A 22,728-nucleotide genomic window follows, 5' to 3' on the forward strand; every position below is an offset into this window, starting at 1 on the left:
AGCCGCCTGAGCTGTGGCACCACTTGAAGGAGCCCGCGGGCGGGGTCGACGATCGGCCTCACGGCTGGTCGGGACCTCAGCTCAGACCTGGGCGCGTGCCGCCGCGGCGCGCACCAGACCGCTGTAGACCGTCGCGGCATCCGTGCCCGAGGCCTCGATCGCGAGCGGTACGAGCGACGTCTCGGTGAGCCCGGGAATCACGTTCGCCTCGAGGAACCACGGGGTGCCCTCGGTGTCGACGATGAAGTCGATACGCGAGAGGTCGCGCAGCCCGAGCGTGCGATGCGCGTGCACCGCGGCATCCGCCACTGACGTGCTGACCGCATCGCTGAGTCGCGAGGGCGCATAGAAGGTGGTCTCCCCCGCGTTGTAGCGGGCCTGGAACCCGTAGACGCCGGTCCGCGGCTCGATCTCGACGGGCGTGAGCGCGCGCGGGCCGTCACCGGTGTCGATCACGGCGACTGCGATCTCGGTGCCGTGCACACGGTGCTCCACGACGGCCACGTCGTCATAGGTGAACGCCTCGACCATCGCGCGCGGAAGCTCGTTCGGCTCGTCGACGATGGTGACGCCCTGGGCGGACCCGCCCGATCCGGGCTTCACGACGAGGTCTCCCTCGAGCGCCTCGCGCACCACGCGGAGCACGCTGGCGGCCCCGAGCTCGCGGAACGCCTCGTTCGACAGCACGATCGACCGTGGCACGGCGAGGCCGGCGTGCGTCGCGAGCGAGCTGGCCACGGGCTTCGACCACGCGCGTCGCGCAGCGGCGCCGGTCGAGCCGACCGTCGGCACGCCGAGCGCATTGAGGAGGTCGAGCAGGGAGCCGTCCTCGCCGCTCGAGCCGTGCAGCGCCGGGAACACCACATCGGGATGCTCGTTCGCGAGATACGGGAGGAGTCCCGCATCGGGATCGCGGAGCACGACGCGGTGGCCGGCCTCGGCGAGGGCGTCGGCGACGCGACGACCCGAACGCAGGGACACGTCGCGCTCGTGCGAGATGCCGCCGGCCAGAACGACCACGTACAGACCGCTGGAATCGCTCATGATCTGGGATTTCTCCAAACTGTGATGCGCGTGCTCACTTGAGGTCGGATGGCGGGGCGGAGTCGAAGTCGGCGCTCGGCGGCAGTTGCAGCGGGCCGGTGCCGGCGAACGTGTCGAGAAGGTCGAGCTCGCCGTTCACGACCGTGGCCAGGCGACGGATGCCGACCCGGATGGCGTCGGGCGTGGGATAGCAGAACGACAGCCGCATCGCGTGGCGACCACGGCCGTCGGCGAAGAACGCGGTGCCGGGCGTGTATGCGACGAGCTCCTTCACCGCGCGCGGCAGCATCTGCTTGGAGTCGAGCACGTCGGGCATGGTGACCCAGACGTAGAAGCCGCCGTTCGGGTTCGTCCATCGCAGTTGCGGGAGGTACTCCCCCAGCGCCTCGATCATCGCGTCCTTGCGTTCGCGGTAGACCCCCCGGAAGGTGTCGATCTGGGCGCGCCAGTCGGTGGTCGACAGGTATTCGGAGACCACCAGTTGGCTGAACGAGCTCGGCGAGAGGATCGCCGACTCGGCCGCGAGGATGAGCTTCTCGCGGATGGCGTGCGGCGCGAGCGCCCATCCGACGCGGAAGCCAGGGGCGAGCGTCTTCGAGAACGAGCCGAGGTAGATGACGTGGTCCTCGTCGAGCGAGCGCAGGGCGTTCGGCGCCGGCTCGTCGAAGTGCAGCAGGCCGTAGGGGTTGTCCTCGAGCACGAGGATCTCGTTCTCGCGGCAGATCTCGAGGATCTCGGGGCGACGCGAGGCCGAGAGGGTCACGCCTGCCGGGTTGTGGAAGTTCGGGATCGTGTAGAGGAACTTGATGCGCCGACCCTGTCCGCGCAGGTGGGCGATCGTCTGGCGGAGTGCCTCGGGGATGAGGCCGTCGTCGTCCATGGCGACGTGCACGACGCTCGCCTGGTACGACCGGAACACCCCGAGCGCGCCCACGTAGCTCGGCGACTCGGCGAGGATCACGTCGCCCGGGTCGATGAAGAGCTTCGCCACGAGGTCGAGCGCCTGCTGCGAGCCGGTGGCCGTCACGACGTTGTCGACCGAGCCACGGATGCCCTCGAGCGCCATGACGTCGAGGATGTGCTCGCGCAACTGCGGGATTCCCTGCCCCGATCCGTACTGCAGCGCGACGGGGCCCTGTGTTCGCATGACCCGCTCCATCGACGAGACGATGAGCTCCTGCGGAAGCGCCGAGACGAACGGCATGCCGCCCGCGAGCGACACCACTTCGGGGCGCGACGCGACGGCGAACAGGGCTCGGACCTCGGAGGCGGCGAGGCCGGAGGCTCGCTCGGCGTAGTTCGCGTACCAGGGGTCGAGGTTGTTGCCGGTCCGCTGGGGGACGTCAGAGGTCACGTCGCTTCCGTTTCTGCTCAGGATTTCCATGCTAGTCACTGGGTTCGGGCGGCCCGTTCGCGTGACGTCACGCCCGGGGCATCCGCTCGATCGACCGCGTCAGCGCCAGAGCGCCGAGTGCAGGCGGGGTCGATCCGGATACGCGAAAGACCCGCCCGGCGGGTGCCGGACGGGTCTCTGCGTGTGCGAGGCGGCCGACTACGAGATGTAGGCGGCGAGGTCGGCCTCGAGAGCGGGCTTCGGCTTGGCGCCGACGACGGTCTTGACGACCTCGCCCTTCTGGAAGACCTTGAACGCGGGGATCGCGGTGATCTGGTACTTCATCGCGAGGTTGGGGTTCTCGTCGACGTTGAGCTTGACGATGTCGAGCTTCTCGGCGTGCTCGGTCGCGATCTGGTCGAGGATCGGGCTGACCATGCGACACGGCCCGCACCACTCGGCCCAGAAGTCGACGAGGACGGCCTTCTCGTTGTTCAGGACCTCCTGCTCCCAGGTGGCCTCGTTCACGGCACGTGCAGTCATGTGTTTCTCCTTTGGTGAAGCGGATGCCGCGCTCGTCGTGTGGGACGACTCAGCGCGTGCGGGCGAAGTTCTCGACGGCTGCGGCCTCTTCGATCGCCTCGGCCTCGATCTCGGCGATCTCGGGCGACGGCGCCTCTGCGAGGGCGGCCAGGTAGTGCTCGGCGTCGAGCGCCGCGACGGTGCCCGTGCCGGCGGCCGTGACGGCCTGGCGGTAGAAGGGATCGATCACGTCGCCGGCGGCGAACACGCCGGGAACCGACGTGCGCGACGAGCGACCCTCGACGTGGATCGTGCCCTCGCGCGTGAGCTCGAGCTTGCCGTGCACGAGGTGGGTGCGCGGGTCGTTGCCGATCGCGACGAACAGGCCGTCGAGGTCGAGCGCGCGGAGCTCGCCCGTCACGGTGTCGCGAAGCGTCACGCCCGACACCTGCTCGGTGCCGTGGATCTGCGTGACCTCCGCGTTCCAGATGAACTCGATCTTCTCGTTGTCGAACGCACGCTGCTGCATGATCTTCGACGCCTTCAGCGAGTCGCGACGGTGGATGACGTAGACCTTGTCGGCGAATCGCGTCAGGAAGGTGGCCTCCTCCATCGCCGAGTCGCCGCCGCCGACGACCGCGATGGTCTTCTGGCGGAAGAAGAAGCCGTCGCAGGTGGCGCACCACGAGAGGCCGTGACCCGAGAGGATCTCCTCCTCGGGCAGGCCGAGCTTGCGGTAGGCCGAGCCCGTCGCGTAGATGATGGCGGATGCCTCGTGCACCTCGCCGCTGCCGAGCTTCACGCGCTTGACGGGGCCGTCGAGCTCGAGCTCCACGACATCGTCGTAGACGACCTCGGTGCCGAACCGCTCGGCCTGCGCCTGGAACTTCGCCATCAGGTCGGGGCCCATGATGCCCTCGGGGAAGCCCGGGTAGTTCTCGACCTCGGTGGTGTTCATCAGCTCGCCGCCGATCTCGACCGAGCTGGCGATCAGCAGGGGCTTGAGCTCTGCGCGTGCGGCGTAGATCGCGGCCGTGAATCCGGCCGGGCCCGAGCCGATGATGATGATGTCGCGCAACTTCACTCCTGTGGTCACTGGTGTTTCGGCAACCTCGACGTTCTGGAAAGGCACGTCATGGTGAACACAGTCTAGGCGGCGGGTATTCCGCCGCCGACCGGGCGCTCGCGCGTCGGATGCCTCAGCGTCGCCGCACTCGCGCGACCAGCGGTTCGGCGAATCCGCGCAGCTCGGGCGAGCGCAGCGCCCACAGCACCCCGAAGTAGAGCGCCGCCATCACGGCGCCGATGATCGCCATGGAGACGATCGCGCCGACCCGGTTGCTGACAGCGAATCCGTCCTCGGTCGTGCCGCCCAGCAGCACGAGGAGCACGACGCCGGCGATGACGGGCAGGACGGCCGCCGCGAGGTCGCGTCCGAGGCTCACCGCGATGCGCCGTCCGTCGAGCCGGTGGAGCTGCCGCCGCAGCAGCACGAGCGCGAGCACGAGCTGCGCCGTTCCGGCGAGCGTCGTCGAGAGGGCGATGCCGACCGCCGTCCACTCGAGCGGCAGCAGGATGCATGAGAGCGCGGCGACTGTGAAGACGATCACCTGGAAGAGCGTGAAGAAGAACGGGGTGCGAGTGTCGCCCAGCGCGTAGAACGTGCGCTGCACGACGAAGAGGATGCTGAACCCGACCAGGCCGATGGCGAATGCGATGATGACGTTGCCGAGCGCGGACGCGAGCGTGAGTCCGGGCTGGAAGACCGCGCCGAACGGGTAGGCCACGACCATGAGCACGACCGCCGCGAGCACGAGGATGACACTGACGCCCCGGACGGCGCTCGAGAGGTCGTCGCGGACCCGGTCGAGGTCGCCGGCGTGCGCGTGCTCGCTCATGCGGGTGAAGTACGCGGTCGCGATCGAGACGGTGATGACCGAGTGCGGCAGCATGAACACGAGCCACGCGTTGTCGATCGCCGCGACGGATGCCCCCTCGCCCGAGGCGAGCAGCACGACCTGGGTCTGCACGATGCCGGCGAACGTCGTGAGCAGCAGCATCCCGAACGTCCAGCCGGCCATGCGGCCCGCCGCTCCCAGCCCGACGCCGCGCCACCGGAAGTCGGGGCGGTAGCGCAGACCGACGCGACGCCAGAACCAGAAGAGCACGACGGCCTGCACGACGATGCCGAGCGTCGCGGAGCCGGCAAGCACCGCGACCATGCCGGGCGTCCAGTCGTCGATGGCCCGGGTTCCGTCGGGGTCGAACCCGAAGAGGATGCCGAAGATCACGAGGCCGATGAGCGCCACCACGTTGTTGAGCACGGGCACCCAGGTGAACGGCCCGAAGCTGCGGCGGGCGTTCAGCACCTCGCCGAGCAGCGTGTAGAGCCCGTAGAAGAAGATCTGCGGCAGGCACCACCACGCGAACGCGACCGCGAGCGGGAGGATCTCGGTGTTCGAGCCCGCGTAGATCCAGGTGAGCACCGGGGCGAGCGCCGTCGCGAGCACGGTGGCGGCGCCGATCACGGTGAGCGCGAGCGTGAGGAGCTTGTTGATGTAGGCGCTGCCGCCGTCGGTGTGCGTGCTTGCGCGCACGATCTGCGGCACGAGCACGGCCGAGAGCACGCCGCCCGCCACGATCACGTAGACGGTGTTCGGCAGGCCGTTGGCGACGGCGAACGCGTCGGCGGAGGTCGACCCGACGACGCCGATGGCCGCCGCGAGCACGATGGCCTTCACGAAGCCCAGCACGCGGGAGACGATCGTGCCTGAAGCGAGGAAGGCGCTCGCGCGGCCGATCCGGTCGGGGTCAGCCACGCTCGGGTCCCGTCGGTTCGTCGGCGCCGGTCGGGGTGGCGCCGGTCGGAGCAGCCTCGGTCGGGGTGGCGTCGGTCGGAGCAGCGTCGGCGTCGGCTGCGACGGGGGCAGCGGATGCCGCGTCACCCGTGTCGACGGCAGCATCCGCGTCCGTCGCGGCATCCGCTGCGCCCGCCCCGCCTTCGGCGGCCGCGAGCCGCGCCCGTCGGCGGCGACGGATGTTGCGCCAGAGGCCGATGCCGAACACGAGCACGACGATCACGGCGAGGATCGCGGCGCCGAGGCCCTCCCAGTCGGCCTGCACGTTGGCCGGGATCTCCACGGTGTCGCCGATCGGCACGCCCGTGGTCGAGGTGAGCGACACGGCGAGCGACACCTCGCCGTTGCCGACGCCGGCGGCGACGGGTACGCGCACGGTGGAGCGGGACTGCGGCTCGACGGTGGCCTCGACCTGATCCTCGACGATGAGCCGGCCGTTCGATGGCGCGACGTCGACCACGACCGTGACCGGGTACGGGAGCGTGTTCTCGATGGTGGTCGGGACGCCGGTCTCGGTGGACACGACGTTGATCGTGCTGCTCGGCACGACGGAGACCGACCCGAGCGTCGCGCGCTGGGCGACGAGCCACTCCGCGACCTCGGCCTCCCACACGTCGGGGTCCTCGAGCCAGGCGACGTCGAGGAGTGACAGCAGCTGGCGTCGCGTCGGGCCCGTGATGAGGCTCTCGTCGGTGAGCACGGTGGCGAACTCGGCCAGCCGGGCCTCGGTCTCGACCATCCGGGCGATCGCGGAGAGCCGGCCCTCGGCCTCGGGTTCGTCGACGAGGGTGCGGGCCTCGGGCGGCGCGCCGATCGCGTCGGAGAGGCCGGCGAGCGACGACCAGCCCGATCCCGAGATCTCGTCGATGACGGCCGAGACGCGCCCGGACTGCGCCGCGTCGCCGCGGTCGAACGTCGCGAGCACCGTCGTGCGCGCCGTGCCCGCGTCGAGTGCGAGCTCGGCGAGCAGCCGGCCGGTCGCCTCGCGCCATCCGACGTCGGTCGAGGCGTCGGATGCCGCGCGCAGGGGCTCGGTGAGCTCGGCGTCGGCGACGAGCGCGGTCGAGCCGTCGACGTTCGCGGACGACGAGGAGGGGCCCTCGACGGGCTCGACATTGCCCGGCGCGAGCAGCGTGGTGGTGAGCCCCGCAGCGTCGAGGTAGCCCAGGTTGCCGGCCGCCACCGTGTCGTCGGCGGGCCACGCGAGGTCGGCGCGCGTGTACGGCCAGGCGAGCAGCTCCTCGGTGGTCGGCACGCCGCCCGGAGTCGGCTCGGGCTCGACGGGCTGGTCCGTCGCGGGCGCGCCGTCCGCCGCGGCACCGTCGGCGCCGTCCGCCTCGGGCGAGGTGGCGAAGTTCGCGGGGTCGAGCACGTCGCCGAACGACGTCGGCGCCAGCAGGCCAGGCAGTGCCAGCTGCGCCTGCGCCGCGATGTCGGCATCCGCATACGCGAGCGGGAATACTTCGTTCGGCACGTTCGAGAGGCGTTGGAGCCATGCGGTCGCCGAGGCCGGAGCGCTGGTGCCGAGCACCCGGATCGACGCCACGATGCGGGGGTCGAGCCCGATCGCGACGCGGCGTCCGGCGAGGGCGTCGAGCTGGCGCGTGAGCAGGCCCGTCGGCGAGGTCCAGTTCTCGAGCTGGTCGGCGGGGATGAGCCCGGCGGGGACCGTGCCGGTGGGAGTCGTGAGCGGCGCTGCCAGCGCCACGGCGACCGAGCCCGACGCCGGGACGTCGGCGTTCGCGTACGCCGCGGTGCTCGCGGCCACGACGGTGTCGCCGACTCGCAAGTCGGCGCCGAGGCCGAGCACGGGCGAGCCCGCGAGGTCTTCGAACACCTCGCCCGGGACCGTGAACGACACGAGCGTGGCGCCGCCGGCGGCGAGGCCCCGGGACTCGGCCTCGCCCAGCGTGACCGCGTCGCCGGCGACGCCCGTGGTGTCCTGCGCGTCGGCGGCGAGCCACTCGTCGAGCTCCGCCTGGTCGTCGATGGCGCCCTCGGCTCGCACGAGGCGCACCGTTCCGGGGGCCAGCGCCTCCCCGGTCGCGTTCTCGATCTCGACCGAGAGGGCGACCGGCTCGCCGAGCGAGATGGTCGTCGAGATGGTGGGGGACACGCGCACGTTCAGCCCGGTCGTCTCCGCGCCGATGGCCTGCACGGGAGCGGATGCGGTCAGGCCGGCCTCGGCGGCGGGCCCGGGGTCGCCGAGACCCAGCATCGCCTGCAGGCCCGACGACGGATCGACGCCCGCGTTGGCCGCGAGCGGGGTCGCCACCGCGCCCGTGAGCGCGGCGAGGGCGAGGCCCGCGAGGGCCAGGCGGGAGCGTCGGGACGTGCGGCGGGGCGTGGAGTCGGTCGAGTCGGCACGCTGAAGCGCGGGGTTCGACTCGGGCACCATGCAGGCGATTCTACGGGTTGGGGTCCGGGCGCCCGCTCGACGTCCACAGCGCACGGAGACCCCCCGAACGAGGTCCTCCTCCGATGGCCGAGCGCCGGGTCCCGCTTAACATAGGGGGCATGCAGAGTGTCGCGGCGGCCCTCGACCGGCTGGGCGAGCTGGCCGCTTCGCCGACCGTCGCGAAGCTCGCCGAGGCCTTCGCGGCCGCGGGCCACGAGCTCGCCCTCGTCGGCGGTCCGGTGCGCGACGCCTTCCTCGGTCGCGGCACGAACGACCTCGACTTCACGACGGATGCCACGCCCGACGCGATCCTCGCGATCGTGAAGCCCATCGCCGAGGCGCACTGGGACATCGGCCGGGCGTTCGGAACCATCGGCGCGAAGGTCGCCGGCGAGACCGTGGAGATCACGACGTACCGCGCCGACGCCTACGACGGGGCATCCCGCAAGCCTGAAGTGATCTTCGGCACGAGCCTCGAGGACGACCTGACCCGACGCGACTTCACGGTGAACGCGCTCGCCCTGCGACTCCCCCAGCTCGCGCTCGTCGACCCGTCGGGCGGCGTCGAGGACCTCCTCTCCCGCACGCTGCGCACGCCGGCCGCACCAGAGCAGTCGTTCGGCGACGATCCGCTCCGGATGCTGCGGGCCGCCCGGTTCTCGGCCCAGCTCGGCTTCGAGGTCGAGGCGGGCACGCGCGCGGCGATGTCCGAGCTCGCCCCCGAGATCGACCGGATCTCGGCCGAGCGGGTGCGCGACGAGCTGTCGAAACTCCTCCTCACGCCGGCGCCTCGCGGCGGCATCCGACTGCTCGTGGACTCGGGCCTCGCCGAGCGCGTGCTGCCCGAGATCCCGGCCCTGCGCCTCGAGGTCGACGAGCACCATCACCACAAGGACGTGTACGAGCACTCGCTCACCGTGCTCGACCAGGCGATCGACTACGAGGTCTCGCGTGGCGTGCTCGACTCCCCCGACCTCGTCGTGCGCCTCGCGGCGCTCCTGCACGACATCGGCAAGCCCGCCACCCGCCGGCTCGAGCCCGGCGGCGCCGTGTCGTTCCACCATCACGACGTCGTCGGCGCGAAGCTCGCCCGCAAGCGCCTTCGCGAGCTGCGCTTCGACAACGACACCATCGCGGCGGTCTCCCGGCTCATCGAGCTGCACCTGCGCTTCTTCGGCTACGCGGATGCCGCGTGGACCGACTCGGCGGTGCGCCGCTACGTGCGCGATGCGGGCGACCAGCTCGAGCGCCTGCACATCCTGACCCGGGCGGACGTCACCACCCGCAACCGCCGCAAGGCCGACCGCCTCGGCTTCGCCTACGACGACCTCGAGGAGCGCATCGCCGTGCTCGCCGAGGAGGAGGAGCTCGCGGCCGTCCGCCCCGAGCTCGACGGGCAGCAGATCATGCAGCTCCTCGACGTGAAGCCCGGACCGGTGGTCGGCGAGGCGTACCGCTACCTCCTCGAGGTGCGGCTCGACGAGGGCCCGATCGGCCCGGATGCCGCGAAGGAGCGCCTGCTCGACTGGTGGGCGGCGCGCGAGCGGGCCTGACGCTTCGGTCGCCCTCGCCGCCGGCCGTCATCGACCACGAGGCATCCTCAGCGTCGAATGGCGCGGCGACGCGGCATCCGTTACCATTGACAGGTTGCCCGAGCGCCGCATTCGCGGCCTCCTCGGTGCGACGCATGTACACCCTCCTGTCACAGACCGTCTGTGACCGCTTGAGTCCGAAGGAGGTGGGTCTGTCATGCACCAGTACGAGCTGATGGTCATCCTCGATCCCGAGATCGACGAGCGCACCGTTGCTCCCAGCCTCGACAAGTTCCTCAACGTCATCCGCAACGATGGCGGCACCGTCGACAAGGTCGACATCTGGGGACGCCGTCGCCTGGCGTACGAGATCAAGAAGAAGAGCGAGGGCATCTACGCCGTCGTCGACTTCACCGCCGAGCCCGCGACCACCAAGGAGCTCGACCGCCAGCTGAACCTCAGCGAGGCCGTCATGCGCACCAAGGTGCTCCGCGCCGAGGAGGCCATCGCCCAGGTGGCCGCCGTCGCCAAGGCCCAGGAGGAGCGCGCCGCGAAGAAGGCCGCCGCCGCCGCGAAGGCCCCCGCCAAGAAGGACGCCTAGTCCCCATGGCCGGCGAGACCATCATCACCGTGGTGGGCAACCTCACTGCAGATCCCGAGCTGCGCTACACGCAGAACGGGCTGGCGGTTGCCAACTTCACCATTGCGTCCACGCCCCGCACGTTCGACCGTCAGGCGAACGAGTGGAAGGACGGTGAAGCGCTGTTCCTGCGCGCGAGCTGCTGGCGCGAGTTCGCCGAGCACGTCGCGGGTTCACTCACCAAGGGTTCCCGGGTCATCGCTTCCGGGCGTCTCAAGCAGCGTTCCTACGAGACCAAGGAAGGCGAGAAGCGCACCACGATCGAGCTGGAGGTCGACGAGATCGGCCCCTCGCTCCGGTACGCGACCGCCCAGGTCACTCGCGCGCAGTCCAACCGCGGCGTGGGCGGCGGCTCCTTCGGGGGCGGCCAGTCCGACGACGCATGGGCTCCGAGCGCGCCTGCCGCCCAGTCGGGCGCGGCCGCCGGCGGCGACGTCTGGAACACGCCGGGCACCAACTACGGCGACGAGACCCCCTTCTAACATCCACGCCGGTTCCTCGACCGGCGAGCACTCACCAAAGGATCAACAATGGCTGGAAAGAGCAGCGGCGACCGCCGCAAGCCGAGCCGCGGGAAGGGCGCGAAGAACGCCGCCCCGGCGAAGTCCATCAAGGTCGGCGTCATCGACTACAAGGATGTCGCCACCCTTCGCAAGTTCATCTCGGAGCGCGGCAAGATCCGCGCCCGTCGTATCACCGGTGTCTCCGTGCAGGAGCAGCGCCTCATCGCCCGTGCCGTGAAGAACGCGCGCGAGATGGCGCTCCTGCCCTACTCGGGCTCCGGCCGCTAAGGAGCACGACAATGGCAAAGGTTATTCTCACGCACGAGGTCACCGGCCTCGGTGCCGCCGGCGACGTGGTCGAGGTCAAGAACGGCTACGCGCGCAACTACCTGGTCCCCCAGGGCTTCGCGACGCCGTGGACCCGCGGTGGCGAGAAGCAGGTCGAGCAGATCAAGGCCGCCCGTGCGGCCCGCGAGCTCCACTCGCTCGAGGACGCGCAGGCCCTCAAGGCCAAGCTCGAGTCGACCAAGGTGAAGCTGGCCGTCAAGGCCGGCCTCGGCGGTCGCCTCTTCGGCTCGGTCAAGACGGCGGATGTCGCGTCGGCCGTCGAGGCCGCCGGCCTCGGCGAGCTCGACAAGCGCAAGATCGAGATCCCGACCCCCATCAAGGCGGTCGGCGAGCACGAGGCGACCGTTCGCCTCCGCGACGAGGTCTCGGCCACGATCACCCTCCAGGTGGTCGCCGCGAAGTAGTTCGCACGCACTCCGAGACGGCGGTTCGGGCTTCGGCCCGGGCCGCCGTCTCCGTGTCTCCGGGGCCGTGCTCGGGAGGGCGCGTTCGACCCGCCCGGCCGTCCCCCTCGCCGGCCGGGATGCCCCCGTTTCGATTGCACAGGTCTACACCGTCGCGGCCCCGCCCGCAAGACGAGGTTGTGGACATCCTGTGATGGTTGTGCACAGGTGCGCATGGGGCGTCCGTGGATTCTCGAAGAAGTTTTCCCCCACAGGTGTGGAAACGCGAAACACCTGATCGTTCTGAAATTCAACCGGTGTAATTCCCCAGATTTCCACAGTTTTCCACAGGGGATGTGCACACGTTCCGCGGCGTTTCGCCCAGTTTGTCCCCAGAGTTATCCACAGGCTGGCTTGTGCTGTGGACGACGCTTCCATATCGTGAAGCAGCGTCCTTCGATCAGCGGGTGTACCCCGGTCGGAAAGCCCATGTCAGAGGCTCCGGCCACACTGAAGTGCGGGCGCCAGCACGCTGCCGGCGAAGGCCGAATCGGAGGTCATGGAGTTGTCGATCGCGCACATCGGACTCGCCGAACCGGTCGACGACGACGCCCGCCGCGGTGAGCGCACTCCGCCGCACGACCTCCTCGCCGAGCAGAGCGCGCTCGGCGGCATGATGCTCTCGAAAGACGCCGTCGCCGACGTCATCGAGACCGTCCGCGGCATCGACTTCTACGTGCCGAAGCACGAGGTCGTCTTCAACGCGATCCTCTCGCTCTACTCGCACGGCGAGCCCACCGACGTGATCGCCGTGACCGACGAGCTCACGAAGACCGGTGAGCTGCAGCGCGCCGGCGGCGTCGAGTACCTCCACACGCTCACGAGCCTCGTGCCCACCGCGGCGAATGCCGGGTTCTACGCGTCGATCGTCGCGGAGCGCGCGCTCCTGCGCCGCCTGGTCGAGGCCGGCACGCGCATCGTGCAGATGGGCTACGCCGGCGAGGGCGAGGTCACCGAGCTCGTCAACAACGCGCAGGCCGAGATCTACTCGGTCACGGGTTCGACCGAGAGCGAGGACTACGTCCCGCTCACCGAGGCCGTCACGGCCGCGATCGACGAGATCGAGGCGGCCAAGCACACCGACGGCAAGTTCACCGGCGTACCCACCGGATTCGCCGACCTCGACGAGCTGACGAACGGCTTCCACCCCGGGCAGATGATCATCGTCGCCGCGCGTCCTGCTATGGGCAAGTCGACGCTCGCGCTCGACTTCGCGCGCGCGGCGGCGATCGGCAACGACCTTCCCTCGATCTTCTTCTCCCTCGAGATGGGCAAGAGCGAGATCGCCATGCGCCTGCTCTCGGCCGAGGCATCCGTGCCACTGCAGATGATGCGCAAGGGCACGGTCGACTCGCGCGACTGGACCACGATCGCCGCGACGCGCGGGCGCATCAACGACGCGCCGCTCTACATCGACGACTCGCCGAACATGACGCTCGTCGAGATCCGCGCGAAGTGCCGGCGCCTCAAGCAGCGCGTCGGGCTCAAGATGGTCGTCATCGACTACCTGCAGCTCATGACGAGCGGCAAGCGCGTCGAGAGCCGCCAGCAGGAGGTCTCGGAGTTCTCGCGTGCGCTCAAGCTGCTCGCCAAGGAGCTGCAGGTGCCGGTCATCGCCCTCTCGCAGCTCAACCGTGGCCCCGAGCAGCGCGCCGACAAGATGCCCGCCCTCTCCGACCTGCGCGAGTCGGGTTCGATCGAGCAGGACGCCGACATGGTGATCCTGCTGCACCGCGAGTCCGCCTACGAGCGCGACAGCCCCCGCGCAGGCGAGGCCGACCTCATCGTCGCCAAGCACCGCAACGGCCCCACCCGCACCATCACGGTCGCGTTCCACGGCCACTTCTCGCGGTTCGCCGACATGGTGCAGGTGTAGCCGACGCGGCTGTGCTCCCGTTCACCCGACGCTGCGGATGATGTCGATGAGCTCGTCGAGTCGGTAGCCGTGTCGTCGCGCGTAGTCGACGAGTTCGCGCGAGCGGCGCACGACTTCGCCTCGCTCTGGTGAGGCGGCCACGGAGATCCCTCGGCCTCTGCGGAATTCCAGCAGGCCCTCGTCGCGCAGGGTGCGCAGCGCGCGCAGCACGGTGTTGGCGTTCACGCCGAGGACGGCGGCGAGGTCCTTCGCGGGTGGGAGCCGGTCGCCGGGATTGGCCTCGCCGTCGGCGATGGCGCGGCGGATCTCGCCGGCGACCTGTTCGTGCAGGTCGACGGGGTCGTCCTTGTCGACTTCGAGGTGCACCATGATGCTAATGATGCTAGCATTATCCGCGGAAGGGACGGATCATGGCGGTCATCGCACCGCCGCGTCAGCCCGACTCCCGCGATGCCGAATCCACCGTCGAGCCGGACCGGGGCGGCGAAGCCCTCATCGAAGAAGCGAAGCAGCATGCGAAGCTGCGCAGACGACGTGTCGCGGTCACCGCGGTCGTGGCCTCATTGGCGGTCGTCTTGGCGACCGGACTCGCGTTCGGGTTCGCGGGAGCGACCAGTGAGCGCGGGCCGGAGCCCGCGGTAACGAAGGCAGAACTGGTTCCCGCGTATCCCGTGGCGAGCGCCGAGCTCGTCGCCTCGTTCTACACGCACTGGGGCACCGGCCTGGGGGACAACTTCAAATACGTGTACGACGATGGGCGGGTCGTATCCACAAACGGCGCGGGAGGTTGGCAGCAGCAGCGGCTGACCCCGGGCGGCCTCGAGCTGCTCCGGGCCGGGATCACCGCCAGCGGCATCCTCGGGCCGGACAGGTACGTGGGGCCTCTCCAGGGAATCGGGTCGGGCGCGTTCGTGCAGCTTCGCGTCGACGGCGTGCTGACCGCAGCCTGGCAACCCTGGCCGGCCGTCGATGAGATCGACGCGTTCAACCAGGTCATCGGCCAGCTCATCCGGTTCGGCGACTGGCTGCCCGCCGACGCGTGGGCGCAGCGCGAGACGACGGCGTACGTACCACCCGGGTACGCGGTGTGCGCCGAGGTCATGCGGGCGGACCGGGGTGTATTCGCGACGACGGCTGACCGGGACGCCGCGTTGGCCCACCTCCCCGAGGATGCCGCCGCCGTACTCGCCGCCGGCCCGAGATTCCTGACCTTCGACGCCCAGGTCGATGCCTACATCGCGAGCGGGTCGACCCCGAGCTCCGATGTCATCGGCTGCCGCCACCTCACTCCCGCGCAGGCGCAATCCGTCGTCGACGCCCTCGTGACCGCGTGGCCGGGCTGGGGCCGGCGGGTCCTGCTCGCCGAGCGCGAGACCAACCTGGTCATGTCGACCCGGATTCCGGGAGTCGGGCGGGTGGGTGTGACATTCGGCCCGATGCTCCCGCACGGCGTCCCTGAGTTCGCAATGTACGGGTAACGGGTGCCAGCTGATTCTGCCCGGGGATTGCTCTCGCGGTAACCCCGGAGCCTCGGTCCAGTGCCAAGTCGACGTCGAACCTACAGCGTCCATGACCGCCATGCGTTGCGTGGACACCGGGCCGACCGTGAGCAGGTTCTCTGCGCATCCTCCGCGACTGAGCCGGTCACGGTCGGCGCGCGTCCACGCGGCGGCTTCACGCCGAGGACCTACACGGATGGCTACTGTCGAAGGTCCTCTCGAAGGTCGGTCGTTGCGGGACCCGCAGGGACGGCGGGGGTTCGCGGCCATGTCCAGGCGGAGCGCAGGATGAAGGCCAGGAGCAGCACCTCGAGTCCGATCGAGAGGCCGTAGAAGGCGGCCCACTCCCAGGTCGCCCCTGCCGCGTTGAACATCGAATAGGGGATGAGGAGCGATGCAACGACGAGGTTCGTAGCGCGGTTCACCCCGGCGGGCAGCGTCATGGAGAGCGCCACCATCAGGGCCGGGATCGACACGGACACGAGGAAGATGGTCAACAACGTCGAGCTGATGTCGAACCTCCAGACGAGACCATTCAGGATGCCGTCGACTACGCCGGGTTTGTAGAAGTTGAAGAGGTCGACGTAGATGTAGAGGAACATGAAGCTGGTCCATGCGGCGGCGAGTTTGACCTGCACGGGGATCGGCACGTTGTCGAGCAGGTTCGGGGTTGTCGTTCGGATGGTCATCAGTTCCTCTTTCTCGAGGGGCGGTCCCTCCGCCGGAGTGGCGGCAGGTCTGGGCGTGCAAACGCGGGGGTTGGTCGTTCTCGTCGGTCCGGTCGTCAGATGGTGACGACGACCTTCCCTCGGGCGTGGCCGGCCGCGACGTGGCGGAGCGCGTCGGCTGCTTCGTCGAGGGTGTAGGTGCGGTCGATGGCGGGCGTGACCTGCCCGGTCGTGAGCAGGTCGGCCAGGGCGAGCAGGTCCTGGCGCTTCCCGACCGACGTGAAGGGCCTCAGCCGCTGACGGGTGAACCCGGACAGCACGCGCGCCTTGGCGATCCGACCGAGAGGGCCGAACCAGCGGCCGCCGAGTCCGTTGTTGGGGATGAGGGTGCCGGTGGGCGTCAGCGCTCGGCGGACAGCAGCCAGGGGCTGGGCTTCCACGTTGTCGAGGATGACGTCGTAGTGCTTCCCGGTGCCGGTGAAGTCGGTCTCCGTATAGTCGACGACGTGGTCGGCACCGAGCGACCGGACCAAGTCGACGTTGCGGGTGCTGCACACACCCGTCACCTCGGCGCCGAACACCTTGGCGATCTGTACGGCGAAGGAGCCCACGCCGCCAGACGCGCCCGTGACCAGCACCGTCTGGCCAGGTCGGACCTTCGCGATCTCGCGGAGCGCCTGCAACGCCGTCATGGCCGACGTGGGCACTGCTGCCGCGTCCACGACCGACAGGTCGGCGGGCATGGACACGAGGTGGTCCGCCGGGACGCAGGCGTACTCCGCGAGGGTTCCAGCGATGCTCCAGCCGAACACCCTGTCGCCGGGGCGGAGAGCGGTGACCTCCTTCCCGACCGCCACCACCACGCCGGCGAGGTCCCTGCCGGGGATGCCGTGGCGCGGCCGGCGGAGCCCGAACACCAGCCGCACCACGTACGGCTCACCGGTCATGACGAAGTAGTCGCCAGGATGCACCGAGGCCGCGCCCACCCGGACGAGCACATCGCCTCGACCGGGCACCGGCAGCCCGACCTCGGACGACTCGAGCACGGAGGGCGGGCCGTAACGGCGCTGGACGGCGGCCCGCATCGTCGCCGCCCCGGTCGGGTTCGCCGCCGGCACCAGGCGAGCTCCCGCATCCGATCGCTCTTCGATTCCCACAGAAGCCTCCTCATCCGTGCCGCGACCCTCGCTGGCTCGTACACCGTACGCGTACGCTGTACTATGACCGTACGCTGTACGATTGTCAAGTCATTCGAGACGAGCGAGGAGACCCGTGACTGCGAGGGAACAACGCCAGGTCGCGTCAGATGCGGGGCTGAGCAAGCAGCGGGTGGTAGTCGAGGCGATCCGGCTCGCCGACCGCGAGGGGGTCGACGGGCTGAGCATGCGCCGGCTGGCCGGCGCCCTCGGCGCGGGCGCGATGTCGCTGTACCACTACGTGGCGAGCAAGGAGGAGTTGCTGGACGCGATGATCGACGTCGTGTTCGAGGAGATCGAGCTCCCGCCCGAAGGCACCGACTGGCAGTCGGCGCTGCGCCGTCGAGCGGTGTCCGCACGACAGGTTCTCGCACGCCACCCATGGGCGAACGGCCTGATGGAGTCGCGGACATCGCCAGGGCCCGCGAACCTCCGCCACCACGAAGCGGTCACCGCCTGCCTGCGGAGGGCCGGCTTCTCGGTCTTGATGGCGACGCACGCCAACTGGTTGCTCGACAGCTATGTCTACGGTTTCGCCCTGCAGGAAGCCGGCCTGCCGTTCGACACCGCCGATGAGCTCGCGGACATGGCCGAAGACGTCTACCTGCCCCAGCTTCCTCCTGACGAGTTTCCCTACCTCAACGAATCCGCCGCGGCGCTCCTCGCTGCCGGCTACGACCCGGCGGAGGAGTTCATCTTCGGTCTCGACCTCATCCTCGCGGCCCTCGAGCCCCTGAGAGCCTCCGCGTAGCGACGCTCACGCAACCTCCGGTTGCGTCGGTCAGAACCCGTACGTCTGCGAATCGAGCCACGACCCCACCCGGCGTGCTCGGTAGGCTTCGGGGCATGATCGAGGCAGTCGTGTTCGACATGGACGGGGTGATCGTCGACAGCGAGGAGCGGTGGGAGGCCGTGCGCCGGCAGCTCGTCCTGGACGCAGGTCGGCCCTATCCCGATGAGGCGACGCGGAGGATGCAGGGCATGAGCGCGCCTGAGTGGGAGGCGTACTTGCACGACGATCTCGGCGTCCCCGGCACTCCGGCCGAGATCGGACGACGCGTCGTCGCCGAGATCGAGGCGACCTACCGGGCCGACCTGCCCCTCATCCCCGGCGTGGACGAGGCCGTGCGTGCACTCGCGGCACGGTATCCGCTCGCGGTCGCCTCGTCGTCGAACCGGGAGCTGATCGAACTGGCGCTGTCGCTCGCGGGACTGGCCGACCTGTTCCGGGCTGTCGTCTCGAGCGAGGAGGTCGAGCGGGGCAAGCCCGCGCCCGATGTCTACCTCGAGGCCGCTTCGCGCCTCGGCGTCGCGCCCACAGCCTGCGTGGCCGTGGAGGACTCCTCGAACGGGCTCCGCTCGGCGCACGCGGCAGGGATGCGGGTGGTGGCCGTACCCAACCGTGCGTACCCGCCCGCCGACGATGCGCTCGCGCTCGCCGACGTCGTGCTCGACTCGATCCGTCAGCTCACCCCCGAGGCCGTGGCGGCCTGAGGCGCCAGACGACACCGGCGACATGGACCACGTGACGGATCGAACGCTCTCCGTGCGACCGCTCGGACCACGGGACCGAGAATGGGTCGACCTCACCCAAGCGGCCATGTGGGGATCCAGCACGGTCGCGCGCAAAGGCGAACTGCTCGACACCACCGCGTTGCCGGGGTTCGTCGCTGTTCGCCATGGCGAACCCGTCGGACTGGCCCTGTTCTGCGTCCGCGGCGATGAATATGAAGTGGTGTCGGTGTCGGCCACGGTCAGGCGTGAAGGGGTCGGACGAGCATTGATGCTGCGATGCTTCGACGACGCCCGCAAGCGGGGCTGTCGTCGAGTGTGGCTCACGACGACGAACGACAACGTCGGCGCGATCGCGTTCTACCAGCGGTTGGGCATGGACCTGTGCGCGTTCTCCCGCAACGGCGTCGCGACCGCTCGCCGCTTGAAGCCCTCGATCCCGCTGCGTGACGAGTTCGGCGTGGGCATCGACCATGAGCTCGAATTCGAGCTGCTCCTCGGGGCCGACCCAGTGGACGACCTGCCTAGGTCGTCCACTCGAGGATGAGGTCGAGGAATTCCTCCGGTCGCTCCATCGACGGCAGGTGGGCGACCTCGGGCCAATCGATTCGCCGGGCCCCCGAGATGCCGGCGACCACTCGAGCCGCAGCGTCGTGCGTCGTATCGAGATCATGACCGCCGACGACCACCACGGTGCGGGCGGCGATCTCGGACAGTTGCTCGAGCGCCGGTGGCTCCAGCTGCGCCTCGGGGACGTCCGCGGGCCACGAGGAGGAGATCTCGAACGCGCGCCGCTGCATCCTCCGCACCGCGTCGACGACAGCAGGATCGACCGCCGCGGAGGCTCGTCGATTCCCGATCACCCACGTGTCCACGTTCGCCTCGACCGCCGCGTCGAGGTCGCCGCGAGCGAGCGCGGCGCTCTCGGCGTCGAAGAAGCGCTGCAGGTCCGCCGTCAGTTCGGCGAGCAGCGCGCCCCCGGGCGGGCAGAGGAGGAGCGACTCGACGAGCTCGGGCCTCGTCACCGTCGACTCGACGGCCACGCCGGCGCCGAAGGACGCGCCGACGAGATGGCACCTCTTCACGCCCAGGTGATCCAGTGTCTCGAGTACGTCCGCGGCGTGCGACAGCTCGCCGTCGGGCTCCGCCGCGGAGTCCCCGAACCCGCGGAGGTCGAGCCGCACCGCGGGTCGTGATGCGGTCAGCGCCGGCCATTGCGCATCCCACATCCGGCGATCGGCGATCCCCGCGTGGATCAGCACGACGGGCAGGCCGGGCCCCGGGGCTTCGTCGTAGGCGATTCCAGACGGGGTGAAGCCGTTGGATTCGACGGGGTGCGTCAACGCCCCGACCCGAGGGGTCGCCGATCGACGAGCGCGGCCATCTTGTCGAGGCACTGCTCCAGGCCCGCTTGCGACATGTCCCGCGCGTCGACGGTCGTGTAGCCGTGCTCGGTCATGTCGAGACGAGTCCGTTCGTCGCCGACCTCGCTCAATACGACCTCGTGCTCGCCGCGTTCCGGGATGCCGTCGGCGGGGATCCCGGCATCCGCGGGCGTGATCGGGGCGCCCGCGGCATCCGTGAACCGGAAGACGTAGCGCAGGAGGCGCGGGGCTTCCAGTTCCACGATCTCCCAGGCGCTGTGCTGCTCGAAGCCGCCCCAGTCGTCGGGTGCCCGCATGGTGACGAGGATCCGACCGCCGGGTCGTACGTCTGCTTCGGCTCGCGGGCACGTGAACCCGTCGGGACCCCACCACTCGCGCAGGTCGGAAGGGGTCGTCCAGGCGGCCCAGACGCGCTCGATCGGCGCGTCGAACTCGCGGACGACGTGCACGTCGAACGATGACTCGGCCATGGCGCGACCCTACCGGCGCTCGTCGACGGCCGCACACCCCGACCCGACGACGACCCGACCGCTCCCGTCATATCCTGAGGATTCCTTGACTTCTTCGCAGGGCAGGAGGAGGCTGGGCCGGTGCTGCTCGTGTCGCAGCGACATCCGTGATCCTGCGCCGGGCTGCGCGAGTGGGTCGCACCGCTCGGCGGCGTGGCTCCACGTTCCACATGCGAGGGGGAGCAGGACATGGGAACCAGACGAGCGGCGACGTTCGCCGCGATCTTGACGGCTGCACTGGCACCGGTGGCACTCCTGCCGGCGGCCGCGAACGCAGCACCTCCGGGCGACGCGCCCGCGCCGGTCGCCGAGGTGCTTGCCAGCGGATTGACGGGCCCGATCGGCAGCACCATCGGACCCGACGGCGCACTCTACGTGGCCGACCGCGCCGGTGGTGCGGTCGTGCGCGTCGACACGACGACGGGCGCGAAGAGCACCTACGCCGCCGGACTCCCGGTCACTGCGCCGGGCGGCGTCTTCGACGTGGCGTTCATCGGCGACACCGCGTACGCGCTCATCAGCGTCGTCGGACCCGACGTCGGCGGCAGCGACATCGGCGGGGTCTACCGCATCGACGACGTCGACGACACGACGCTGATCGCCGACACGGCGACGTGGTCGATCGACAACCCGCCCGACGCCGACTTCTTCGTGCCGAGCGGGGTGCAGTACGCGTTCGTGCCGTACGGCGACGGGTTCCTCGTCACCGACGGCCATCACAACCGGCTGTTGTCCGCCGGGCTCGACGGCGTCGTCTCCGAGGTCGCGCAGTTCGCCAACATCGTGCCCACCGGCCTGCAGGTCGACGGATCGAGGGTGTACATGGCCGAGGCGGGGCCGATCCCGCACGACCCGGCGACGGGCAGGGTCGTCGTGCTCAACCCGCGGCATCCGTCGGAGCGTGCCGTCGCATCGGGCTTCAGCCTGATCACGGACGTCGAAGCGGCCGCCTGCGGGTTCTACGCCGTCTCGCAGGGCGATTCGCCGGGCGACGTCGAGCCGGGCACGCCCGGGCTCCCGAACAGCGGCGAGCTCCTGCGGCTCAACGGCGACGGCTCCTTCACGGTCGTCGTCGACGACCTCGACCGGCCCACGTCGCTGTCGTTCGTCGGAGACACGGCGTTCATCGTGACGCTCGGCGGGCAGGTCCTCGTCGTCGACGACGTCGCACCGCACCGTCACGGCATGTGGGGAGGATGCGGACCCAAGGGCCAGGGCTGAATCCACGCGACGCCTGACGCGCGGTCGTCGGGGACCGCGGCCGCGAGTCAGGAACGCCGCTCGGTGAGCTGCACGTGCACGGTGTCGCCGGCCTCCTTGCCGATGACCCGGCGCACCGCGGCCGTGACGGCGAGCTTGTGGCGGCCGTCGCCGAGCGCCATGAACGAGCCGTCGAACGGCACGCCGTCGACCTCGCCCGACACCTTCACGAGTCCGTGGGTGCCGAAGTACGCGGGCGATTCCGGCCAGATCAGGTAGGTCCATCCGCCGGCGGCCGGGCTCTTCTCGAGCACGGCGTCGAACGATGCGTCGATCGGGCCGGCGGCGACGCCCTGCTCGCGCGATGTCGTCATGATGGTCATGATGCCTCCTTCAACGGGCTTCCACCACTGGGTCGGATCCGGGAGCCGGATCTCGACATCGACCGGGGCGGGGGCGTCGTCTCGGCGGTTGCCCGCCATGCCGCACCGGGGCCTGCCCCGATGGCGGCTCGCCGCGCCGCACCTATGCTGGCCGCACGCGGGCGGCAGCCCGAGGACATGGAGGTGCATCGACATGGTCGTCGAGCAGGTCGAGCCGAACCGCGACACGGCGCCGTCGCGATCGAGCGCGTCGGCGGTCGCCGACGTACTCGTCGGCGCCGTCTGCGGCATCGCGTGGGGCGCCGCGTTCCGCACCTACATGTCGGAGATCGTCGGCGGTGCCTCGCGGGTCGACTGGTACGGCACGGTCGTGGCGATCATCGGTGCGGGTGCGATCACGGGCGTGCTCCTGGGGCTGGCCGAGTACTTCCGGCGCACCGGTGGGCGCCGCCACTGGCGCTGGCTCGCCCTCGCGCCGCTCACGTTCGCCGTCCTGCCGCTCACGATGCCGGGGGCGCTGATCGCACTCGTGACCCAGGGCCTCGGCGGTGGCGCGGTCGCGGTCGCCCTCACGGCCATCGCCGGCGGGTTCGCGGTGTCGGGCAGGGGCCCGCTCTGGGGACGCATCACCTGCGGCGTTCTCGCACTCGCGGTGATCGGCGGGATCGTCGCGACCGTCCCCGCCATCGGTGGCATCCGGCTCGCGCTCGACCAGCCCCGCGGCGCATGGGTCGCGATCCTCGCCGCGTCGTGCCTGGTCGTGCTGTGCCTCGCGAGCTCGATCCCGTTCCGTCGGGTGGAGGATGCCGCCGCGGCATCCGTCGACACCCGCAGTTCCGAAGCGTGAAAGAACCTGCGATCTTTCGCCCCTGAAGCGGG

Annotated in this window: 24 protein-coding genes; 12 read left to right on the top strand and 12 right to left on the bottom strand. The window is 70.1% G+C overall.

Annotation, left to right across the window (positions count from 1 at the left end):
- Window positions 1–81: 81 nt before the first annotated feature.
- The 6 genes from FYC51_RS07875 to FYC51_RS19565 all read right to left on the bottom strand — a co-directional run bounded on the left by FYC51_RS07875 (window position 82) and on the right by FYC51_RS19565 (window position 8,155).
- Window positions 82–1,044, bottom strand: a complete 963-nt coding sequence (locus FYC51_RS07875) for a D-alanine--D-alanine ligase family protein (protein WP_148733035.1) — start codon at window positions 1,042–1,044, stop codon at window positions 82–84.
- A 34-nt stretch (window positions 1,045–1,078) separates the two neighbouring features.
- Window positions 1,079–2,428 carry an aminotransferase-like domain-containing protein gene (locus tag FYC51_RS07880; RefSeq protein ID WP_148733036.1) on the bottom strand — a complete coding sequence of 450 codons (1,350 nt, stop codon included), beginning with the start codon at window positions 2,426–2,428 and terminating at the stop codon, window positions 1,079–1,081.
- 168 nt (window positions 2,429–2,596) lie between these two features.
- On the bottom strand, window positions 2,597–2,920 hold the full coding sequence (gene trxA, locus FYC51_RS07885; protein WP_148733037.1) for a thioredoxin: 324 nt from the start codon (window positions 2,918–2,920) through the stop codon (window positions 2,597–2,599).
- 49 nt (window positions 2,921–2,969) lie between these two features.
- Entirely contained in the window at window positions 2,970–3,977 is a 1,008-nt protein-coding gene (gene trxB, locus FYC51_RS07890; RefSeq protein ID WP_148733038.1) for a thioredoxin-disulfide reductase, read from the bottom strand.
- A gap of 121 nt (window positions 3,978–4,098) precedes the next feature.
- Window positions 4,099–5,718, bottom strand: a complete 1,620-nt coding sequence (gene murJ, locus FYC51_RS07895; protein WP_238476265.1) for a murein biosynthesis integral membrane protein MurJ — start codon at window positions 5,716–5,718, stop codon at window positions 4,099–4,101.
- Window positions 5,711–8,155: a DUF6049 family protein gene (locus FYC51_RS19565; protein ID WP_238476266.1), complete on the bottom strand. Its 2,445-nt coding sequence runs from the start codon at window positions 8,153–8,155 to the stop codon at window positions 5,711–5,713. The genes murJ and FYC51_RS19565 overlap by 8 nt, the downstream gene beginning before the upstream one ends.
- A gap of 119 nt (window positions 8,156–8,274) precedes the next feature.
- On the opposite strand from FYC51_RS19565, the gene FYC51_RS07900 reads away from it, so the two are divergent.
- From FYC51_RS07900 to dnaB, 6 genes are all read left to right on the top strand, one after another.
- Window positions 8,275–9,708 (top strand): CCA tRNA nucleotidyltransferase, encoded by a 1,434-nt coding sequence (locus FYC51_RS07900; protein WP_148733040.1) that lies wholly within the window; start codon window positions 8,275–8,277, stop codon window positions 9,706–9,708.
- Between the two features lie 196 nt (window positions 9,709–9,904).
- The gene (gene rpsF, locus FYC51_RS07905) at window positions 9,905–10,288 is read left to right on the top strand and encodes a 30S ribosomal protein S6 (RefSeq protein WP_148733041.1); all 384 of its coding nucleotides are present in this window, start codon (window positions 9,905–9,907) and stop codon (window positions 10,286–10,288) included.
- Between the two features lie 5 nt (window positions 10,289–10,293).
- Window positions 10,294–10,809: a single-stranded DNA-binding protein gene (locus tag FYC51_RS07910; protein ID WP_148733042.1), complete on the top strand. Its 516-nt coding sequence runs from the start codon at window positions 10,294–10,296 to the stop codon at window positions 10,807–10,809.
- Between the two features lie 48 nt (window positions 10,810–10,857).
- Window positions 10,858–11,118 (top strand): 30S ribosomal protein S18, encoded by a 261-nt coding sequence (rpsR, locus tag FYC51_RS07915; RefSeq protein WP_056727560.1) that lies wholly within the window; start codon window positions 10,858–10,860, stop codon window positions 11,116–11,118.
- A gap of 11 nt (window positions 11,119–11,129) precedes the next feature.
- Window positions 11,130–11,582 carry a 50S ribosomal protein L9 gene (gene rplI, locus FYC51_RS07920; protein ID WP_148733043.1) on the top strand — a complete coding sequence of 151 codons (453 nt, stop codon included), beginning with the start codon at window positions 11,130–11,132 and terminating at the stop codon, window positions 11,580–11,582.
- 544 nt (window positions 11,583–12,126) lie between these two features.
- The gene (gene dnaB, locus FYC51_RS07925) at window positions 12,127–13,497 is read left to right on the top strand and encodes a replicative DNA helicase (RefSeq protein WP_148734192.1); all 1,371 of its coding nucleotides are present in this window, start codon (window positions 12,127–12,129) and stop codon (window positions 13,495–13,497) included.
- 21 nt (window positions 13,498–13,518) lie between these two features.
- On the opposite strand, the gene FYC51_RS07930 is transcribed toward dnaB, so the two are convergent.
- The gene (locus tag FYC51_RS07930) at window positions 13,519–13,866 is read right to left on the bottom strand and encodes a GntR family transcriptional regulator (protein ID WP_148733044.1); all 348 of its coding nucleotides are present in this window, start codon (window positions 13,864–13,866) and stop codon (window positions 13,519–13,521) included.
- 41 nt (window positions 13,867–13,907) lie between these two features.
- Between FYC51_RS07930 and FYC51_RS07935 the strand changes: the two genes are divergently transcribed.
- Window positions 13,908–14,975, top strand: coding sequence for a hypothetical protein (locus FYC51_RS07935; protein ID WP_148733045.1), 1,068 nt, complete (start codon window positions 13,908–13,910; stop codon window positions 14,973–14,975).
- A gap of 221 nt (window positions 14,976–15,196) precedes the next feature.
- Here the strand turns inward: FYC51_RS07935 and FYC51_RS07940 are convergent, their stop codons facing one another.
- Complete coding sequence (locus FYC51_RS07940; protein ID WP_148733046.1) at window positions 15,197–15,685, bottom strand: DUF6326 family protein; 489 nt, start codon at window positions 15,683–15,685, stop codon at window positions 15,197–15,199.
- Between the two features lie 95 nt (window positions 15,686–15,780).
- Complete coding sequence (locus FYC51_RS07945) at window positions 15,781–16,821, bottom strand: NAD(P)-dependent alcohol dehydrogenase (RefSeq protein WP_222863218.1); 1,041 nt, start codon at window positions 16,819–16,821, stop codon at window positions 15,781–15,783.
- Window positions 16,822–16,936: 115 nt separating this feature from the next.
- Here FYC51_RS07945 and FYC51_RS07950 point away from each other — a divergent pair, with 115 nt between their 5' ends.
- The 3 genes from FYC51_RS07950 (at window position 16,937) to FYC51_RS07960 (ending at window position 18,919) form a co-directional block, all read left to right on the top strand.
- Window positions 16,937–17,611, top strand: coding sequence for a TetR/AcrR family transcriptional regulator (locus FYC51_RS07950; RefSeq protein ID WP_148733047.1), 675 nt, complete (start codon window positions 16,937–16,939; stop codon window positions 17,609–17,611).
- A gap of 95 nt (window positions 17,612–17,706) precedes the next feature.
- Window positions 17,707–18,354, top strand: a complete 648-nt coding sequence (locus FYC51_RS07955) for an HAD family hydrolase (protein WP_148733048.1) — start codon at window positions 17,707–17,709, stop codon at window positions 18,352–18,354.
- Between the two features lie 22 nt (window positions 18,355–18,376).
- Window positions 18,377–18,919, top strand: coding sequence for a GNAT family N-acetyltransferase (locus FYC51_RS07960; protein WP_187432537.1), 543 nt, complete (start codon window positions 18,377–18,379; stop codon window positions 18,917–18,919).
- Here FYC51_RS07960 and FYC51_RS07965 read toward each other — a convergent pair.
- Window positions 18,897–19,715 carry an alpha/beta fold hydrolase gene (locus FYC51_RS07965; protein WP_148733050.1) on the bottom strand — a complete coding sequence of 273 codons (819 nt, stop codon included), beginning with the start codon at window positions 19,713–19,715 and terminating at the stop codon, window positions 18,897–18,899. The genes FYC51_RS07960 and FYC51_RS07965 overlap by 23 nt on opposite strands.
- Window positions 19,712–20,227, bottom strand: a complete 516-nt coding sequence (locus FYC51_RS07970; RefSeq protein ID WP_148733051.1) for an SRPBCC family protein — start codon at window positions 20,225–20,227, stop codon at window positions 19,712–19,714. Before FYC51_RS07970 ends, FYC51_RS07965 begins: the two co-directional genes overlap by 4 nt.
- Before the next feature lie 228 nt (window positions 20,228–20,455).
- Between FYC51_RS07970 and FYC51_RS07975 the strand changes: the two genes are divergently transcribed.
- On the top strand, window positions 20,456–21,487 hold the full coding sequence (locus FYC51_RS07975; protein WP_148733052.1) for a ScyD/ScyE family protein: 1,032 nt from the start codon (window positions 20,456–20,458) through the stop codon (window positions 21,485–21,487).
- A gap of 47 nt (window positions 21,488–21,534) precedes the next feature.
- On the opposite strand, the gene FYC51_RS07980 is transcribed toward FYC51_RS07975, so the two are convergent.
- On the bottom strand, window positions 21,535–21,849 hold the full coding sequence (locus FYC51_RS07980; RefSeq protein ID WP_238476267.1) for a DUF1905 domain-containing protein: 315 nt from the start codon (window positions 21,847–21,849) through the stop codon (window positions 21,535–21,537).
- A gap of 193 nt (window positions 21,850–22,042) precedes the next feature.
- On the opposite strand from FYC51_RS07980, the gene FYC51_RS07985 reads away from it, so the two are divergent.
- Window positions 22,043–22,696: a hypothetical protein gene (locus tag FYC51_RS07985; protein WP_148733053.1), complete on the top strand. Its 654-nt coding sequence runs from the start codon at window positions 22,043–22,045 to the stop codon at window positions 22,694–22,696.
- The last annotated feature ends 32 nt before the right edge of the window (window positions 22,697–22,728 follow it).

The organism is Agromyces mariniharenae (assembly GCF_008122505.1).
GTDB lineage: Bacteria > Actinomycetota > Actinomycetes > Actinomycetales > Microbacteriaceae > Agromyces > Agromyces mariniharenae.

Coding starts and splice junctions, on each gene's coding strand:
- FYC51_RS07875 (WP_148733035.1), bottom strand. CDS start 1,044: ATGAGCGATTCCAGCGGTCTGTACGTGGTCGTTCTGGCCGGCGGCATC.
- FYC51_RS07880 (WP_148733036.1), bottom strand. CDS start 2,428: ATGGAAATCCTGAGCAGAAACGGAAGCGACGTGACCTCTGACGTCCCC.
- trxA (WP_148733037.1), bottom strand. CDS start 2,920: ATGACTGCACGTGCCGTGAACGAGGCCACCTGGGAGCAGGAGGTCCTG.
- FYC51_RS19565 (WP_238476266.1), bottom strand. CDS start 8,155: ATGGTGCCCGAGTCGAACCCCGCGCTTCAGCGTGCCGACTCGACCGAC.
- FYC51_RS07900 (WP_148733040.1), top strand. CDS start 8,275: ATGCAGAGTGTCGCGGCGGCCCTCGACCGGCTGGGCGAGCTGGCCGCT.
- rpsF (WP_148733041.1), top strand. CDS start 9,905: ATGCACCAGTACGAGCTGATGGTCATCCTCGATCCCGAGATCGACGAG.
- FYC51_RS07910 (WP_148733042.1), top strand. CDS start 10,294: ATGGCCGGCGAGACCATCATCACCGTGGTGGGCAACCTCACTGCAGAT.
- rpsR (WP_056727560.1), top strand. CDS start 10,858: ATGGCTGGAAAGAGCAGCGGCGACCGCCGCAAGCCGAGCCGCGGGAAG.
- rplI (WP_148733043.1), top strand. CDS start 11,130: ATGGCAAAGGTTATTCTCACGCACGAGGTCACCGGCCTCGGTGCCGCC.
- FYC51_RS07930 (WP_148733044.1), bottom strand. CDS start 13,866: ATGGTGCACCTCGAAGTCGACAAGGACGACCCCGTCGACCTGCACGAA.
- FYC51_RS07935 (WP_148733045.1), top strand. CDS start 13,908: ATGGCGGTCATCGCACCGCCGCGTCAGCCCGACTCCCGCGATGCCGAA.
- FYC51_RS07940 (WP_148733046.1), bottom strand. CDS start 15,685: ATGACCATCCGAACGACAACCCCGAACCTGCTCGACAACGTGCCGATC.
- FYC51_RS07955 (WP_148733048.1), top strand. CDS start 17,707: ATGATCGAGGCAGTCGTGTTCGACATGGACGGGGTGATCGTCGACAGC.
- FYC51_RS07960 (WP_187432537.1), top strand. CDS start 18,377: ATGGACCACGTGACGGATCGAACGCTCTCCGTGCGACCGCTCGGACCA.
- FYC51_RS07970 (WP_148733051.1), bottom strand. CDS start 20,227: ATGGCCGAGTCATCGTTCGACGTGCACGTCGTCCGCGAGTTCGACGCG.
- FYC51_RS07975 (WP_148733052.1), top strand. CDS start 20,456: ATGGGAACCAGACGAGCGGCGACGTTCGCCGCGATCTTGACGGCTGCA.
- FYC51_RS07980 (WP_238476267.1), bottom strand. CDS start 21,849: ATGACCATCATGACGACATCGCGCGAGCAGGGCGTCGCCGCCGGCCCG.
- FYC51_RS07985 (WP_148733053.1), top strand. CDS start 22,043: ATGGTCGTCGAGCAGGTCGAGCCGAACCGCGACACGGCGCCGTCGCGA.